Origin of the sequence: Mannheimia cairinae (assembly GCF_028649535.1) — a bacterium.
Classification (GTDB): domain Bacteria; phylum Pseudomonadota; class Gammaproteobacteria; order Enterobacterales; family Pasteurellaceae; genus Mannheimia; species Mannheimia cairinae.
In genome coordinates, this window is record NZ_JAQSJE010000002.1 from 77,284 (window position 1) to 93,199 (window position 15,916).

Below are 15,916 nucleotides of genomic sequence, written 5' to 3' on the forward strand. Positions count from 1 at the left end.
CATTCGCTGTCTTTTTTATTACTTTGGAAGTTTTTGACATTTCGGGCAGAAATAAGTGTTACGTTGCCCAATAATTTTGGTTTCTATAAGTGTTCCGCAATCATTACATTCCTCGCCTTTTCGTCCGTACACTTGTAGCACTTGGGCGAAATAGCCGGGTTTACCATCGGGCTGAATAAAATCTTTTAGCGTTGTACCACCTTGAATAATGGCTTTAGTTAGCACTTCTTTAATGACTTTCACTAGGCGTTCACACTGTTTTTTTGTCAGATTTTGTGCGGCAAGTTCAGGGTGAATTCCTGCCATAAATAGGCTTTCGCAAGCGTAAATATTGCCGACTCCAACCACTATATCATTATTCATAATAAAGGTTTTACAGGCGGTGGTTTTTTTGCGACTTTTTGCAAACAGATAATCGCTGGTAAAGTTCTCAGAAAGTGGCTCAGGCCCAAGTTTCTGTAAAAGTTCGTGATTTTCTGCCTGTTCTGCCCATAGCCAGCAGCCAAATTTTCGAGGATCGTTATAACGTAAAATGGTGCCATTTGCAGTAATAAGATCGACGTGGTCGTGTTTTCCTACCGTATTCTGTTGATTTGCCTGCAAAATACTTAAAGAGCCAGACATTCCCAAATGTACAATAATATCGCCTTGGTTGGTGCGAATAATCAGATATTTGGCTCGTCTATCTATGGCTTGAATGGTTGCATTTTGCATTGCCATAATTTCAGGGCTGACAACCCAACGCAACTTCGGTTGGCGGACAATAATCTGTTTGATTGTTTGCCCTACTAAGTAAGGTGAAACACCTCGCACGCTGGTTTCAACTTCGGGTAATTCAGGCATTTTTGCTCCTAAAAAATAGGCAGTGAATTCACTGCCTTAAGATGATTTATTGTTTTTTGCTTACAAATGGATGAAGAGCCACCCCTATCACACCACCTAAAAGTGCGAAAGGTAGCCATTCCATTGAATAAGGTTTTAATGGTAAATCTGCAGTAAAACCTGCACCTACAACAGAGGCTATTGAAATAATGGTAACTAAAAATAGCGATAGACGTTGTGCGGTAATCGGCAATTTAACAATTAAATTAACTAACAGCATTAAAATAATCGTCATTGCAATAGGGTAAAGTACCAGTAATACAGGAATAGATTTACTAATCACTTCTTTTAACCCTTGATTTGCAATAATAAAGCTAATAACTGTAAATAAAATAACATAAATTTTATACGAAATTTTAGGGAAAATATCATTGAAATATTCGCTTACAGAAACAGCAAGCCCTACAGCAGTTGTTAAACAAGCAAGCGAAACAATAATGCCTAGCACGGCACGTCCTAATTCGCCAAAGGCTTCGGTTGTAATAGTGTTAAGAATATAGGTGCCTAGATCTAAATTTCTTTCGCTAATCATTGCCATTGTTTCTGCACTAATTTGCATATTATTTCCAATCCAGCCGAGTGCGATATAGATAAGACCAAGAGCCACTGCTGCAACAATAGCAGCCGTAATGGTTTGTCTTTGTAGAGCTGCTTGGCTAACACCTTTGCCTCGAATAGCGTGTAAGACAATTACTGAATAAGCTAATGATGCAAGTGCATCCATTGTTAAGTAGCCATCAATGACCCCTTTAAAGAAGTAAGACTGTTCGGTAATTGTGATTGGTGCTATTTCTTCTTCACCGGTTAAAATGGAGATAGAACGAATAACCAAGGCAATAATGGTAATGAGTAAGATAGGGGTTAAGACGGCTCCAATGCGATCAACGACTTTATTTGGATTAAGTGCTAACCATAATGTAAGCGAGAAATAAGCAAGGGTAAAAATCAGCATTGAGATTTGGCTAGCTTCGCTTAAAAAAGGCATTATAGCCATCTCATAGGCAGTTGCGGCAGTTCTTGGACCGGCAAAGAAAGGGCCTATTGCTAAATAAATCGAAACTAAAAAGGCAAGGGAGAACCAAGGATGAATTTTATCTAATGCCGATTTATAACCGCCATTATAAAAAGCACTCACAATAATACCAAGTAATGGAAGCCCAACACCTGTTAAAACAAAGCCTGAAATAGCCGAAAAAAATTCAATACCACTTTCATAACCTAGTTTTGGTGGAAAAATTAGATTTCCAGCTCCAAAAAAGATAGCAAACAGCAAAAAGCCGACTACAAAAGTATTTTTAGTCATAAACACACACAATATTGAAAATAGAGTTCTTAAAAAGAACGAAAAAAAGAAAGGCTAGATTTTGCCATATTTGCAAAATTCTTGCAAAAAAAGACCGCTTGTAGTTGCTAATTTATAAAAAAAGCCAGAAAAAATTCTGGCTTTTAATGGAAATTTTAATAACCAACGGTTTTACCTTCAGGATTGCGAGGGTCAGAATAACCATAGAAACCATTATCTTTGGCTTGGATGATTTGAACCCTCCCCATTGTTGCTTTTTCACTAATTTTATGCCCTTTATCTTTTAAGATTGATAGCGTATCTGGGCTTAAGCCTTCTTCTACCCGTAATTCATCAGGCAACCACTGGTGATGCACCCTTGGAGCAACAATCGCTTCAGCAGGGTTCATTTTGTGATCAATCGTATTGATGATGGTTTGTAAAACAGTTGTAATGATACGAGCTCCACCAGGGCTACCTGTTACAAGCCACGGTTTATCATCTTTCATCACGATTGTTGGTGTCATTGATGAGAGTGGACGTTTTTTGGCTTCAATCGCATTCGCATCTCCCCCAATCAAACCAAAGGCATTTGCAACGCCAGGTTTTGCTGAGAAGTCATCCATTTCATTATTTAGAAGAATACCCGTACCTTCTGCCACAATGCCACTTCCAAAATTTAGGTTAAGTGTGTAGGTAACTGCAACCGCATTGCCTTGATTATCCATAACAGAGTAGTGGGTTGTTTGATCGCTTTCATAAGGGTGCGGGGCCCCTGGCTTGATTTGATCTGAGCTTTTTGCTCGAGCTTCATCAATTCCTTGAGCGAGTTCATCAGCGTATTTTTTGGAAGTTAGCCCTTGTGCCGGGATTTTTACAAAGTCAGGATCGCCTAAATATTCTGAACGATCGGCATAAGCGAGTTTCATCGACTCAGCTAAATAGTGAATACTTTTAGCACTGTTAATACCATATTCAGCTAATGGGTAACGTTCTAAAAGATTAAGAATTTGGACAAGGTGAATACCGCCAGAACTAGGTGGTGGCATTGTTACAACTTTATAACCTCTATATTCCCCTTCAATTGGTTTTCGCTCAACGACTTGATAATTTTTCATATCTTCTAAGCTAATAAGACCGTTGTGTTTTTCCATTTCAGTAACAATTTTCTGGGCAATATCGCCTTCATAGAAGGCTTTAGCTCCACCTTCAGCGATTTTTTTAAGAGAAATAGCAAGATCTTTCTGTACTAATGTTTCTCCTTCTGCAAAAGGTCGCTCGCCATTGAAGAAGATAGCTTTGCTACTTTCCCATTTAGCTAAGTTATCAGCTTCTTTTTTCAATGTGGTTGCTAAAGCAGGCCCAACTTTGAAACCTTCTTCGGCAAGCTTAATGGCTGGGGAAATAACTTTCTCTAATGGTAAACTTCCCCATTTTTTTAAGGCATATTCCATACCAGCAACAGTCCCTGGTACACCAACTGCTAAATGCGTATAGAGCGAGTGTCCATCAATAACGTTACCTTCTTTATCTAGGTACATATTTCGGCTTGCTTTTAATGGAGCCATTTCACGAAAATCTAGAGTGACATTTTGTCCTGTTTTGGCATCGTGTAGAACCATAAAACCACCGCCGCCAATATTTCCTGCATTTGGTAAAACAACCGCTAATGCAAAACCAACAGCAACGGCCGCATCTATTGCGTTTCCACCTTCCTGCAAAATAGCTAGGCCAACTTCTGAAGCTAATGCTTGCTCACTTGCAACCATTCCGTTTTTAGCAAAAACAGGATGAAAAATATCTTTACTAGTATCGTAGCGAACGGCTGCTTGTTCTGCCGCCGCTGTTGTGGTCACAGTTTGAGGATTAGCCCAAGCATTTCCAAATGCCAATGAAAGAGTTAATAAGCTTAGGATATGTTTCTTCATAGATTCTCCTTTTCTTGAAATATAAAAAATTTACCTATGCAAAATACTTTTAGCATTATTTATTTTTATTTGTCAAATAAAAGTAATTAATAAGTTGCAAATTTGTAAGAAAAAAGCCTCTTGCTAAAGCAATAGCAAGAGGCTTGAGGGGATCCTATGTAGGATTAGCTCATATATAAGCCACCATTCACGTGGATAGTTTCACCATTGATATAACGAGCGTCATCAGATGCTAAGAAAGCAACGGCTTTTGCAATATCTTGTGGAGAACCTAATTCGCCTGCTGGAATTTGGCTTAAGATCGCATTTTTTTGATCTTCGTTTAGCTCATCAGTCATATCGGTTGCGATAAAGCCTGGTGCTACCACGTTTACCGTAATGCCACGGCTTGCTACTTCTTTCGCTAATGATTTAGAAAAACCCACTAAACCGGCTTTTGCAGCACAATAGTTTGTTTGACCAGGGTTACCCATAGAGCCAACCACAGAACCAATGCTAATAATGCGCCCGCCTTTTTTCATCATCGGACGTAATACCGCTTTCGATAAACGGTAAACAGAAGTTAAGTTTGTTTGGATAATATCGAACCAATCATCATCTTTCATACGCATTAATAAACCATCACGTGTAATACCAGCGTTGTTTACTAATACATCAATATCGCCAAATTCTTCTTTAATTTGTTTTAATACAGAATTGATAGATTCAGCATCTGTAACGTTTAACACTAAACCTTTACCGTTGTTGCCTAAATAAGCTGAAATAGATTCTGCACCTTTTTCTGAAGTTGCGGTGCCAACAACAGTATAGCCTTTTGCGACAAACTCTTCGGCAATCGCTTTGCCGATACCACGGGTTGCACCTGTTACTAATGCGATTTTGCTCATAAATTCTCCTGAGTAGAAGTTACCTTGTGAAAGCCACAAGTAATAAAATAGTAAATAAATAACTTAAAACGGGTGTCATTGCTCCTCGCAACCTAAGCTTTGTTATTGTCGTATCATTGGGTAGTAAACAACGAGGACGTACTAGTGCTATAAAGGCAGAGCAAAGCATCACGCCTAAGTTACTATATAAATACAGTGGGAGCAATATTTGTTCATTTGTAGGAGTATGGCGATCTAGATATACACCATAGATTACCCAAACTTGAATAACCGCGACAGACAAGGCATTACCTGCAATAAAGTCGATCGGAATATGTTTGAAAAAGAAATACACCAAGAAGGTCATACCAGAGGCAAAAACAAACATAATGTAATTTCTAAACAATGCAGACCATTCAAAATGACCGAGTGAAATACTCCAAGCCGATAATATTGGTGCAATAAATAAAGCAAGCAATAAGCTGATTTTAATGAATGCGTTATATTTCATTATTGAATGGTCTCAAAATCTTATGCAGAAACAGCCTCTAATGAAGCAATGTCATTAACCGCTTTAGCAGATAACTCTTTCACAATACGGCTGGTTAAACCTGTTAAGACTTTATTTGGCCCGATTTCATAAAGTGTGGTAATGCCATCTTGTGCCATTTTTTCCACGGTTTCTGTCCAACGTACCGGGCTGTAAAGTTGGCGGACTAAAGCATTACGAATTGCATCTGCATCAGTTTCCACCACCACATCTACGTTATTGATAACATCAACAAGCGGTTGATTTAGCTCGATATTTTGCAATGCTACTTCTAATTTTTCTGCCGCAGGTTTCATTAATTCACAGTGTGAAGGCACGCTTACCGCTAATGGTAACGCACGTTTTGCCCCTGCTGCTTTACATAATTCCCCTGCTTTTTCAGCGGCTGTTTTTGTACCTGCAATCACAACCTGCCCCGGTGAGTTAAAGTTTACCGCAGAAACTACTTCGCCTGTCTCAGTCGCTGCTTGTTCGCAAGCTGAAATGATTGCCTCATTGTCTAACCCGATAATCGCATACATCGCTCCAGTGCCTGCAGGAACGGCTTGTTGCATTGCATTGCCACGTAATTCCACTAATTTGATCGCATCTTGGAAGTTAAGCACTCCTGCACAAACTAACGCAGAATATTCGCCTAAACTATGACCAGCCATTACCGATGGTTTTAATTCAGGATATTTTTCTTGCCATACACGATAAATTGCCACAGAGGCTGCAAGTAATGCAGGTTGCGTGCGTTGTGTTTGCCCTAAATCTTCAGCACTACCGTTTTGCACTAAATCCCATAAATCATAACCTAACACCTCGCTTGCCTCAGCGAATGTTTTTTCAACGATAGGGAACTGCGTTGCAAGATCAGCAAGCATTCCAACCGCTTGTGAGCCTTGACCCGGGAAAACCATTGCGAATTTTGACATTTTGTTTGTTCCTTAATTTATTTTAAACTTAGATATAATATTTCTAACTAATCCCCCTCTTTAGCAAAGAGGGGTTAGGGGAGATTTGGCAGAAGTAAATTAAGCTCATACGAAATTTTGGTTCTGTAATCAAATCTCCCTCTATCCCTCTTTTCTAAAGAGGGAAGTTATTTTCTAATCCGGCGAATAATAAAGCTTTCCAATCTCAATCCGTTGTCTGCCTGTTTCTAATCGCCATTTGTTTGAATCACGCAGGGAATAGACACAACCGCAGTATTCTTGCTGATAGAAACGTTCACGTTTGCTGATTTCGATCATACGTTGTGAACCACCGCCTTTTCGCCAGTTGTAATCCCAATAAACCACATCGTCAAATTTGGCGGCAGCACGGTGTCCGCAGTCATTGATTTGGTTCATATCTTTCCAACGAGAAATACCTAAACAGCTTGTGAATACTGGGAAGCCGTTGTTATGAGCATATTCCGCCGCTTTTTCAAATCGCATATCAAAGCACATTGTGCAACGAATGCCACGCTCGGGTTCCCATTCCATACCTTCTGCTTTTTTAAACCACTCTTTGCGATCGTTTTCATAATCATCGTCTAAATCAATAAACGGGATACCCCATTTTTCGGCAAAGCGGATATTTTCTTCCTTACGGATTAAATATTCTTTGAGCGGGTGGATATTCGGATTATAGAAATAGATCGTAAATTCAATTCCTGATGCGTGAATTGCTTCCATTACCTCGCCCGAACAAGGGGCACAGCAAGAGTGTAAAAGCAATTTGTTGTGTCCGTTCGGTAATGTTAATTTAGGACGCACAAAAGGTGCATTCGGATCTTTTTTCTGATTTTGTGCACGGCGACGGGCACGTACACTTTCAATATGTTCTTGTGGTTGTTGAGTCATAATCCAATAAGTAAGGTGCGTTTGCCAACGCACCAATAAAATCAATCAAAGTGGTGCGTTAGCAAACGCACCTACAAGCGGTTATTTTTTCAAAAAATTTTGCAAATTAGTAAGATCTATCCACAGACAAATATGCCAATGAAATTAACGCTTGTTTATATTCACTTTCTGGTAATACGGCTAAAGCATCGACTGCTTTTTGAGCCTCTTTCTTGGCGTGTTCCATTGCATAGTCTAGGGATTTATGTTCTTGCATAATGGCTAAAACAGTTGGAATTTGCTCTAATTCGCCACCGTTTTCAATCGCATTACGAATTAAATTTGCTTGTTCTGTTTTACCTGCTTGCTCGGCAGCACGCATTGCGTGCAGTAATGGTAAGGTTGGTTTGCCTTCCACAAAATCATCGCCGACATTTTTGCCTAAACTTTCGCTTTGAGCAGAGTAGTCTAGAATATCATCAATCAGCTGGAATGCTGTCCCTAAATAACAACCATATTCTTTTAAGCCGTTTTCAATTTCTTCGCTGGCATTAGCTGCAATGGCAACACATTGGGTTGCTGCTTCAAATAGGCGAGCGGTTTTGTTATAAATCACTCGCATATAGTTCTCTTCAGTTGTATTCGGGTCGTTCACATTCATTAGTTGCTGAACTTCGCCTTCTGCCAGAGCATTGGTTGCGGCAGACATTACTTTTAGTACACGCAGTGAATCGACATCAGTCATCATTTGGAAAGAACGGGTGTAAATATAGTCTCCCACTAACACACTTGCTGCATTACCAAAAGTGGCATTGGCAGTTGGTCTGCCACGACGCATATCCGATTCATCTACTACATCATCGTGTAATAATGTTGCCGTATGCACAAATTCGATAAATGCTGCAGTGGTAATATGTTTCTTGCCTGTATAACCTAAAGCACGAGCGGCTAAAACGGCAACTAAAGGGCGAATACGCTTACCGCCGCCAGCAATAATATAATGCCCAAGTTGGTTAATCAGTAAGACTTCAGAATTAAGCTGGGCTAAAATTTCAGCATTAACTGCTTGCATATCTTCATTGGCGAGCGTTTGAATTTGTTCGAGTGTTAATTGCGTGGTCATTCGCTGTTCCATATCTTAGGTAAAATTTAATCGCCATTCTACCCTAAATCCGCTTAGCGTCAAAATTGAAAAAACTATTTGCATCTCAATTAAAACTTTTTTAGACTTAATCAAACTTTAGTCGGGGTGCCATTTTGCTGATAGATAAAAAATCATTGAGCAATGGCTGAGATAATACCCGTGAACCTGATTCAGTTAGCACTGCCGTAGGAAACTAATTATGCCAAAACACCATTCTTATATTCTCTCTATTTTTCAACCGCATTTTCCTTTCGCCCTAATGAGTTAATCTCTGGAGGGAACAATGTGCGTTTCAATTCATCAACTGACGTTGGCTTTTGGTTCTCAACGCCTCTTTGAGCAATTCGACTTCTGTTTGCCAGCAGGTAAGTGGACAAGCCTTTTGGGGACTTCCGGTGTGGGTAAATCGACTTTACTGCGAGCTATTGCGGGGCTTGAAAATGAGGCGATTTTACACGGTAGTATTCATTTTGAACCTAATACTCGTTTGGCGTGGCTGGCACAAACCGATAGCCTCTATCCGTGGTTATCGATTTTAGATAACGTTCAACTACAGGCCCATTTAAGCGGGCAAAAATCAGAAAAAACTTGCGAGAACGCATTATCTTTGTTGGAAAAAGTCGGGCTTGCAGAGCATTTACACAAACCTTGTTACCAGCTTTCAGGCGGTCAGCGACAACGTGTCGCATTAGCACGCACATTAATGCAAGATGCCTCTCTAATTTTAATGGACGAACCTTTTTCCGCCTTAGACGCTGTAACCCGCCACCAATTACAAGATCTTGCCATTGAGTTATTACAAGATAAAACCGTGTTGCTGATTACTCACGATCCACAAGAGGCACTTAGAGTCAGTGATGAGATTCTTATTTTACGTGGGCAACCAGCCACACTTTCCACTCCCATTTCGTTAAAAGGCGATCGCCCTAGAGAGATAAGCAACCAAAAGTTATGGGATTTACAACAACAGCTATTTGCCGAACTGACAAGCGGTGAAAAACGATGAAAATTTTGCAAAAAATCCCTTTAATTCGACCGCTTGTTATTAGTGGTTGCTTAATTGTACTTTGGCAACTTGTCGTCAGTGTGGCTAAGGTTCCCCCTTATTTATTACCTTCGCCACTTGCCGTGTGGCAAAAATTTAATGATAACTTTTCATTACTTGTTGAACACGCACAAATCACATTATTGGAAATTTTGCTCGGCTTAGTGCTTGGTTTTCTATTTGGATTAGGTTCGGCTTTGTTGCTCATCCGATATAAAAAGCTTTCTGCAATGTTATTGCCTCTATTAGTGATTTCTCAAGCAATCCCTGTTTTTGCGATCGCCCCATTATTAGTGTTGTGGTTTGGCTATGGTTTAGCCTCAAAAATTGTGATGACGGTATTGATTATCTATTTTCCTGTTACTGCTGCCTGTTTTGACGGTTTGCGTCATACGCCAAAAACTTGGCTAGATTTAGCTAAAACCTTACAAATCTCACCGCTTGCCGTCTTGTTTAAAGTTCAACTACCTGCGGCACTGCCTTCTTTAGCCTCAGGCTTACGCATTGCAGTTTCTGTTGCCCCGATTGGTGCAATCGTTGGGGAATGGGTGGGGTCATCACAAGGTTTGGGGTACTTAATGCTTCATAGTAATGCCAGAATGCAAACGGATTTAATGTTCGCCGCCTTACTTATTTTGCTTTGCCTTGCCCTAATACTCTATTTTTTAACCGATAGATTATTAAAACGTCTTGTGCCGTGGGCAATGCATTTACGCTGATTTCAATCTTCAAAGGGAGAAAATATGTCTATTATTCAACAGTTTAGCCAAAATGCTGGCCGTGATTGGTTAGATTATATAGAACACGATTTTGTGCAACAACTTGCCAATGGAACCTTACCCAAAGCCAGTTTTCAGCACTATTTAAAGCAAGATTATCGCTTTTTGTTTCAATACAGCCGAGCAATTTCACTCGGAATTTTTAAAGCGAATAATTTTGAGGATATTCAGTTTGCCCAACAAATGAATGCAGGTTTGCTCAGTGAAATTCAATTACATATTGACTATTGTTGCCAATGGGGAATTAGTGAGAGTGAATTATTTGCCACTATTGAATCTCCAGCCTGCGTTGCCTATACCCGTTATGTGTTGGATTGCGGAATGAAAGGTGGACTTGCCGAACTCTACACAGCTCTTGCTCCTTGTGCTGTAGGCTATGCGGAAATCGCTCGCCGTATTCAGCCAATTTCAGTGCCAGATAATCCGTATCAAAGTTGGATTGATACTTATGCTTCATCAGAATTTCAAGCAGACAGCCAATCACTTTGCGATTATTTAGATCGCTTATGCCAACCGTTAAATCAATCCCAACTGACAGAATTACAACATATTTTCAATACCGCTAGCAGAATGGAAACAGCTTTTTGGCAAATGGGGTTAGACAGAAACTAATTTTAAAACAAAAGGAGACACAAAATGAAATTACACCGCACTTTAACCGCTATTGCTACTTTACTTGTCGCTCAAAGCACGATGGCAAAAGAAAAGATCTCGCTAATGCTGGACTGGTTCGTCAATCCTGATCACGCGGCAATCATTGTCGCTCAGCAGAAAGGCTATTTTGCCGAACAGGGTTTAGAAGTAGAAATTATTGAACCGGCAGATCCCTCAATGCCACCTAAATTAGTGGCGGCAGGTAAAGCCGATTTGGCGGTCGATTACCAACCACAACTGCAACAGCAAGCCTCTCAAGGTTTACCGCTAATGCGAATTGGCACACTCATCGCGACACCATTAAATAGTCTGGTTGTTCTAGAAAATAGCAAAATTAATAGCATTGCAGATCTTAAAGGCAAAAAAATCGGCTATTCCGTCAGTGGTTTTGAAGATGCGTTATTAAAGGCGATGCTATCATCAGCACAATTAACAGAAAAAGATGTCGAATTAATCAATGTAAATTGGTCGCTTTCTCCATCGCTATTATCTGGGCAGGTTGATGCAGTAATAGGAGCATTCCGCAATTTTGAATTAAATCAGCTTGCGTTAGAAAACCACAAGGGCAAAGCATTTTTCCCTGAAGAACACGGTGTGCCAGCTTATGATGAATTAATTGTTGTTGCTCATAAAGATCGGGTTAATCAAGCAAAATTCTCTGCTTTTTTAACCGCTCTTGAACAAGCTACTATCTACACACTCAATCATCCAAATGCTGCTTGGGAAGCCTTTGTTAGCTATAAACCGAAAGAGCTGAATAACGAACTTAATCGCCGAGCGTGGACAGATACTTTACCAAGATTAGCCCACCGCCCAAGAGCTTTAGATAGCCATCGTTATCAGCGAATGGCTGAGTTTTTGAAAAACCAAGGATTAGTGAAAGATATGCCGAATGTTGAGGAGTATGCAACAGAGCTGAAATAATTTCACGCAATGAAAAATGTGAATAATTTAATTATCAGCAAGCGAGAATTTACTCGCATTAGCAAATTTTTACATTTTTTCTTAAAATCGCACTTGCTCTTTTTTTAGTTTTTCCGTAGAATTGCAACCCTATTTTTATGAATTTAATTAGTGCCTAAAGCAAACGTAAAAACGCAAAGCAGTGGCACATAGCGGAGTAAATATGTACGCAGTTTTCCAAAGTGGCGGCAAACAACACCGAGTAAGTGAAGGTCAAGTTGTTCGTTTAGAAAAACTTGAAATCGCAACTGGTGAGAAAGTTGAATTTGACTCAGTGTTAATGGTCGTTAACGGTGAAGATGTTAAAATTGGTGCACCAGTAGTAGCTGGTGCAAAAGTAGTGGCTGAAGTTGTAGCACAAGGTCGTGGCGATAAAGTTAAAATCGTTAAGTTCCGTCGTCGTAAACACAGCCGTAAACAACAAGGTCATCGTCAGTGGTTCACAGAAGTGAAAATCACTGGGATTCAAGCATAATTTCAGAGGAGATCAAGTAGATGGCAACTAAAAAAGCTGGTGGTTCAACTCGTAACGGTCGTGATTCTGAAGCTAAACGCCTTGGTGTTAAACGTTTCGGTGGCGAATCTGTATTAGCAGGTAGCATCATTGTTCGTCAACGTGGTACTAAATTCCACGCAGGTTCAAACGTAGGTATGGGTAAAGACCACACTTTATTTGCAACTGCAGACGGTAAAGTTAAATTTGAAGTGAAAGGCGAGAAAAATCGCAAATATGTAAGCATTATCGCAGAATAATAGCTGACTATTTCATTTCAAAATGAATAGAAAAACCTCGCATTCAGCGAGGTTTTTTTGTATCTGAATTATTCAAAATTTCTTCTATATGAATCAAAAACCTTTATTGGGCTTCTCTTTAGCCTTATTAGCCTCAATGACTTGGGCAACTCTTCCTATTGCTGCCCAACAAGTGCTCAAAGTTGTCGATGCACAAACCTTAGTTTGGTTCAGATTTGTGGTGGCGTCATTCGGATTATTACTTATTTTAGGTTGTGCAAAACGTTTACCAAAATTGACCGCTTGTAGCAAAAAAGAGGTTGGGCTTATTGTTCTTGGTGTGTTGGGGTTATCTGCCAATTTCTTTTTGTTTGCAGAAGCGTTGAATTATGTTTCGCCAACCACTAACCAAGTTTTATGGCAACTTGCTCCCTTTTCAATGATTATACTCGGTGTATTACTGTTTAAAGAGAGATTTGGTTTTTTCCAAAAGAGTGGTTTTTTACTACTTATTATCGGTTTAATTGCGTTTTTTAATGATAAGTTTGGCGAGATCTTGAAATTAGATAAGTATGCTTTAGGAATATTATTAAGTTCAGGGGCGAGCTTAATTTGGGTCTCTTACGGTATTGCCCAAAAACTGTTATTAAGATTATTTACCTCGCAACAGGTGCTATTAATCATCTATATTGGTTGTGCATTCACTATGATGCCTTTTTCGACCCCTGCACAATTAGGCAATATTGAGGGCAGTTTTCTATGGGGCTGTTTTATCTATTGTTGTTTAAATACGCTGATTGGCTACGGTTCTTATGGAGAGGCTCTTAACCATTGGGATACCTCCAAAGTCAGTGTGGTTACAACAATGCTCCCTATTTTTACGATGATCTTCTCTTTACTTGGGCATAAGTTTTACCCAGAGATCTTTGCAGACCCTGATATGAACGGAATCAGTTATGTAGGAGCATTAATCGTGGTCTGTGGTGCGATCTTAGCGATTGCTGGCGATAAGCTATTTAGACGTAGAAAATAAAACAAGCGGTTGTAAATTATCAAAAATTTGCAACCGCTTGTTGTTAGATTACTTTTAATGTTTCAAGAGCGTATAGAATGCCATCTTCTTCTATCGGCTTGGTAATAAAATCAGCCACCGCTTTTAATTCCTCAACACCATTGCCCATCGCAACTCCTAAACCAACGGCTGGCAACATTTCTAAATCATTAATACCGTCGCCAAATGCCATTGCACTTTCTATATCAATATTAAGTTTTTCTAGTACATCTTGAATGCCTCTGGCTTTCGAATTCTCTTTTCGCAGAATATCAACAGCATAAGGGTGCCAACGAGCTTCTTTTAAATCATCTGCAAAAATACCGCTATTTTCAACCGCTTGTTTCTGGCTTTCTGGGTAGAATAAGAGCATTTGCACAATAGCTTCTTTTTCGTGATAGAGTGGGTCGATTAAATAGTCTGGCGTAATTGGCAACACGGCTTCGTGTACGATTGGGTTAGTTTCTGAAACGGCAATCGTTTTAGGGGTTACAAAAGCATAAATAATACCTAGCTCGTTTGCTTTAGTAATAATTCGAGTTACTTGCTCTTGGCTTAATGAATAGTCGCTAATGATCTGATCTTTATAAAAATTGTACTGACCATTAATCGTCACAAAAAGCTCAAAGCCGATTGCTGGGTCTAAATAGGGTTTTAAAGCATTTGGAAAACAGCCGTGATTTCGCCCTGTTGCAATGGCAGGAATAATGCCTTTAGCTTTTAATCTTGGTAAAACTTGCTCGGTAACAGACTGCGGAATATAGGTTTTATGTTTGACATATAAGGTGTCGTCAATATCGAAAAAAACAATTTTGATTGGCTTTTTAGGTATTTGCATCTACTTTTCCTTTTATTTAAAAACTATTTAGATTTTACTCCTTTTTCGAGTGATGTCACAAAAATACTCCAAAAAAATAGGGCTTCTTTTGATAATCTGCAAAGAATGGAGAGAAATATGAATATATTTGGTTTTCGTTGCTTTCATTGCGATAAATTATTAAAAATTAACAATCACGGTTTTTGTAGCCACTGCCAAAAATTAATTAACAAACAAGCTTATTGCCAACATTGTGGAATGAGTTCGGTAGAATCTCGCTTATCTTGTGGTTATTGCCTACGAAATGAACCCAAATGGCATCGATTTATACGAATCGATGAGTATAAACCACCTTTATCTCATTGGATTCATCGCTTTAAATTTCAACATCAATATTGGTTAGATCAAGCTCTTGCTCGCCAGTTATTGCTTGCGATTAAGCAGGCTCAGCGAGAACAATATCTCTTATTGCCTCAAGTAATTATGCCTGTCCCACTTTTTTGGCAACGAAACTGGCAAAGAGGCTTTAATCAAGCCGAGTTAATTGGTAGATGGCTTTCTAAATGGCTACAAATCCCATTAGATAGTAAAAGTTTAATAAGAAACCGAGCAACAGTTTCACAAAGAGAATTAACCGCAACGGAACGTAGGCGAAATTTGCGTAAGGCATTTAGCTATCAGCCGACAGAAAAATATGAATGTGTGGCAATCGTTGATGATGTAGTTACAACAGGCTCAACACTTAATGCTATTTGTTCGGAGTTATTAAAAGCAGGTGTGAAAGATATTCAAGTTTGGGCTTTAGCTCGAGCCTAATATTTCTTAATAGTAAATAATTTATTTAATAAGTATTGGATTATCAAATATTGGTTTTTAAATTAGAATACAATCTTGAATTTATTTACATTTATTTAACAATTTAATATTAAGGAAAGCTTATGAACTCAACTTTAAACAAATTACAACCTTTTGCTCTTTTGATTGCTCGAGTGGTCGCCGGCTATATGTTTTTACTGCACGGTACCTCAAAATTCTTTGAGTTTCCAATGTCGATGACCAATGGTAATGGCAGTGTGCCACTATTCTCAATTTACGGTGCTGGCGGGATTTTAGAAATTGTTGGCGGAATCTTCTTTATTTTAGGCCTATTTACTCGCCAAACCGCATTCTTACTTTCAGGTATGATGGCATATGCTTTTTTTATTATTCACGGTGCACAAGGTAATGTTTTATTACCATTATTAAATGGCGGGGAGTTAGCAGGGCTATATTCTGTATTATTCTTAACTTATATTTTTATCGGTGGCGGTAAATATTCATTAGATGCGAAATTATTTAATAAAGCATAATTGAATAAGAGAAAGCAAGCGGGCAGATTTTGTAAAATTTTTACCAAATCTGCCCGCTTGTGTTTT

The 15,916-nt window shown here is 39.2% G+C and carries 18 protein-coding genes and 1 riboswitch; of the genes, 9 read left to right on the plus strand and 9 right to left on the minus strand.

Annotated features, from left to right (window positions below):
- Positions 1 to 18: 18 nt before the first annotated feature.
- The 8 genes from mutM to ispB form a co-directional block, all read right to left on the minus strand.
- The gene (mutM, locus tag PTQ27_RS02540) at positions 19 to 843 is read right to left on the minus strand and encodes a bifunctional DNA-formamidopyrimidine glycosylase/DNA-(apurinic or apyrimidinic site) lyase (RefSeq protein ID WP_273749621.1); all 825 of its coding nucleotides are present in this window, start codon (positions 841 to 843) and stop codon (positions 19 to 21) included.
- Positions 844 to 889: 46 nt separating this feature from the next.
- Complete coding sequence (gene brnQ, locus PTQ27_RS02545) at positions 890 to 2,185, minus strand: branched-chain amino acid transport system II carrier protein (RefSeq protein WP_273749620.1); 1,296 nt, start codon at positions 2,183 to 2,185, stop codon at positions 890 to 892.
- 155 nt (positions 2,186 to 2,340) lie between these two features.
- Positions 2,341 to 4,092, minus strand: a complete 1,752-nt coding sequence (ggt, locus tag PTQ27_RS02550) for a gamma-glutamyltransferase (RefSeq protein ID WP_273749619.1) — start codon at positions 4,090 to 4,092, stop codon at positions 2,341 to 2,343.
- Between the two features lie 164 nt (positions 4,093 to 4,256).
- Entirely contained in the window at positions 4,257 to 4,979 is a 723-nt protein-coding gene (gene fabG, locus PTQ27_RS02555; protein WP_273749618.1) for a 3-oxoacyl-ACP reductase FabG, read from the minus strand.
- Between the two features lie 19 nt (positions 4,980 to 4,998).
- Entirely contained in the window at positions 4,999 to 5,469 is a 471-nt protein-coding gene (locus PTQ27_RS02560; protein ID WP_273749617.1) for a hypothetical protein, read from the minus strand.
- A 20-nt stretch (positions 5,470 to 5,489) separates the two neighbouring features.
- A complete protein-coding gene (gene fabD / locus PTQ27_RS02565; protein WP_273749616.1) occupies positions 5,490 to 6,425 on the minus strand; it encodes an ACP S-malonyltransferase in 936 nt (311 codons plus the stop codon).
- A gap of 174 nt (positions 6,426 to 6,599) precedes the next feature.
- Positions 6,600 to 7,337, minus strand: coding sequence for an epoxyqueuosine reductase QueH (locus tag PTQ27_RS02570; RefSeq protein WP_273749615.1), 738 nt, complete (start codon positions 7,335 to 7,337; stop codon positions 6,600 to 6,602).
- Positions 7,338 to 7,443: 106 nt separating this feature from the next.
- Positions 7,444 to 8,439: an octaprenyl diphosphate synthase gene (gene ispB / locus PTQ27_RS02575; protein WP_273749614.1), complete on the minus strand. Its 996-nt coding sequence runs from the start codon at positions 8,437 to 8,439 to the stop codon at positions 7,444 to 7,446.
- A gap of 112 nt (positions 8,440 to 8,551) precedes the next feature.
- Positions 8,552 to 8,669, plus strand: a riboswitch (TPP riboswitch).
- A 74-nt stretch (positions 8,670 to 8,743) separates the two neighbouring features.
- Between ispB and PTQ27_RS02580 the strand changes: the two genes are divergently transcribed.
- The 7 genes from PTQ27_RS02580 to PTQ27_RS02610 all read left to right on the plus strand — a co-directional run bounded on the left by PTQ27_RS02580 (position 8,744) and on the right by PTQ27_RS02610 (position 13,666).
- A complete protein-coding gene (locus tag PTQ27_RS02580; RefSeq protein ID WP_273749613.1) occupies positions 8,744 to 9,466 on the plus strand; it encodes an ABC transporter ATP-binding protein in 723 nt (240 codons plus the stop codon).
- Entirely contained in the window at positions 9,463 to 10,224 is a 762-nt protein-coding gene (locus tag PTQ27_RS02585; protein ID WP_273749612.1) for an ABC transporter permease, read from the plus strand. Before PTQ27_RS02580 ends, PTQ27_RS02585 begins: the two co-directional genes overlap by 4 nt.
- A 24-nt stretch (positions 10,225 to 10,248) precedes the next feature.
- A complete protein-coding gene (gene tenA / locus PTQ27_RS02590; RefSeq protein ID WP_273749611.1) occupies positions 10,249 to 10,896 on the plus strand; it encodes a thiaminase II in 648 nt (215 codons plus the stop codon).
- A 24-nt stretch (positions 10,897 to 10,920) separates the two neighbouring features.
- Entirely contained in the window at positions 10,921 to 11,862 is a 942-nt protein-coding gene (locus PTQ27_RS02595; RefSeq protein ID WP_273749610.1) for an ABC transporter substrate-binding protein, read from the plus strand.
- Between the two features lie 202 nt (positions 11,863 to 12,064).
- Positions 12,065 to 12,376 (plus strand): 50S ribosomal protein L21, encoded by a 312-nt coding sequence (gene rplU / locus PTQ27_RS02600; RefSeq protein ID WP_005618624.1) that lies wholly within the window; start codon positions 12,065 to 12,067, stop codon positions 12,374 to 12,376.
- Positions 12,377 to 12,396: 20 nt separating this feature from the next.
- A complete protein-coding gene (gene rpmA / locus PTQ27_RS02605; protein ID WP_005711421.1) occupies positions 12,397 to 12,654 on the plus strand; it encodes a 50S ribosomal protein L27 in 258 nt (85 codons plus the stop codon).
- Positions 12,655 to 12,742: 88 nt separating this feature from the next.
- A complete protein-coding gene (locus PTQ27_RS02610; protein WP_273749609.1) occupies positions 12,743 to 13,666 on the plus strand; it encodes a DMT family transporter in 924 nt (307 codons plus the stop codon).
- Positions 13,667 to 13,709: 43 nt separating this feature from the next.
- Here the strand turns inward: PTQ27_RS02610 and PTQ27_RS02615 are convergent, their stop codons facing one another.
- The gene (locus PTQ27_RS02615; RefSeq protein WP_273749608.1) at positions 13,710 to 14,522 is read right to left on the minus strand and encodes a Cof-type HAD-IIB family hydrolase; all 813 of its coding nucleotides are present in this window, start codon (positions 14,520 to 14,522) and stop codon (positions 13,710 to 13,712) included.
- A gap of 117 nt (positions 14,523 to 14,639) precedes the next feature.
- On the opposite strand from PTQ27_RS02615, the gene PTQ27_RS02620 reads away from it, so the two are divergent.
- Both PTQ27_RS02620 and PTQ27_RS02625 read left to right on the plus strand, forming a co-directional pair.
- Entirely contained in the window at positions 14,640 to 15,317 is a 678-nt protein-coding gene (locus tag PTQ27_RS02620) for an amidophosphoribosyltransferase (protein ID WP_273749607.1), read from the plus strand.
- A 122-nt stretch (positions 15,318 to 15,439) separates the two neighbouring features.
- The gene (locus PTQ27_RS02625; protein ID WP_273749606.1) at positions 15,440 to 15,850 is read left to right on the plus strand and encodes a DoxX family protein; all 411 of its coding nucleotides are present in this window, start codon (positions 15,440 to 15,442) and stop codon (positions 15,848 to 15,850) included.
- Positions 15,851 to 15,916 lie beyond the last annotated feature (66 nt).

Bases quoted from the DNA above. Each gene is read 5' to 3' on its own strand.
- mutM (WP_273749621.1), bottom strand. From the start codon at position 843: ATGCCTGAATTACCCGAAGTTGAAACCAGCGTGCGAGGTGTTTCACCT.
- brnQ (WP_273749620.1), bottom strand. From the start codon at position 2,185: ATGACTAAAAATACTTTTGTAGTCGGCTTTTTGCTGTTTGCTATCTTT.
- ggt (WP_273749619.1), bottom strand. From the start codon at position 4,092: ATGAAGAAACATATCCTAAGCTTATTAACTCTTTCATTGGCATTTGGA.
- fabG (WP_273749618.1), bottom strand. From the start codon at position 4,979: ATGAGCAAAATCGCATTAGTAACAGGTGCAACCCGTGGTATCGGCAAA.
- PTQ27_RS02560 (WP_273749617.1), bottom strand. From the start codon at position 5,469: ATGAAATATAACGCATTCATTAAAATCAGCTTATTGCTTGCTTTATTT.
- fabD (WP_273749616.1), bottom strand. From the start codon at position 6,425: ATGTCAAAATTCGCAATGGTTTTCCCGGGTCAAGGCTCACAAGCGGTT.
- PTQ27_RS02570 (WP_273749615.1), bottom strand. From the start codon at position 7,337: ATGACTCAACAACCACAAGAACATATTGAAAGTGTACGTGCCCGTCGC.
- ispB (WP_273749614.1), bottom strand. From the start codon at position 8,439: ATGACCACGCAATTAACACTCGAACAAATTCAAACGCTCGCCAATGAA.
- PTQ27_RS02580 (WP_273749613.1), top strand. From the start codon at position 8,744: ATGTGCGTTTCAATTCATCAACTGACGTTGGCTTTTGGTTCTCAACGC.
- PTQ27_RS02585 (WP_273749612.1), top strand. From the start codon at position 9,463: ATGAAAATTTTGCAAAAAATCCCTTTAATTCGACCGCTTGTTATTAGT.
- tenA (WP_273749611.1), top strand. From the start codon at position 10,249: ATGTCTATTATTCAACAGTTTAGCCAAAATGCTGGCCGTGATTGGTTA.
- PTQ27_RS02595 (WP_273749610.1), top strand. From the start codon at position 10,921: ATGAAATTACACCGCACTTTAACCGCTATTGCTACTTTACTTGTCGCT.
- rplU (WP_005618624.1), top strand. From the start codon at position 12,065: ATGTACGCAGTTTTCCAAAGTGGCGGCAAACAACACCGAGTAAGTGAA.
- rpmA (WP_005711421.1), top strand. From the start codon at position 12,397: ATGGCAACTAAAAAAGCTGGTGGTTCAACTCGTAACGGTCGTGATTCT.
- PTQ27_RS02610 (WP_273749609.1), top strand. From the start codon at position 12,743: ATGAATCAAAAACCTTTATTGGGCTTCTCTTTAGCCTTATTAGCCTCA.
- PTQ27_RS02615 (WP_273749608.1), bottom strand. From the start codon at position 14,522: ATGCAAATACCTAAAAAGCCAATCAAAATTGTTTTTTTCGATATTGAC.
- PTQ27_RS02620 (WP_273749607.1), top strand. From the start codon at position 14,640: ATGAATATATTTGGTTTTCGTTGCTTTCATTGCGATAAATTATTAAAA.
- PTQ27_RS02625 (WP_273749606.1), top strand. From the start codon at position 15,440: ATGAACTCAACTTTAAACAAATTACAACCTTTTGCTCTTTTGATTGCT.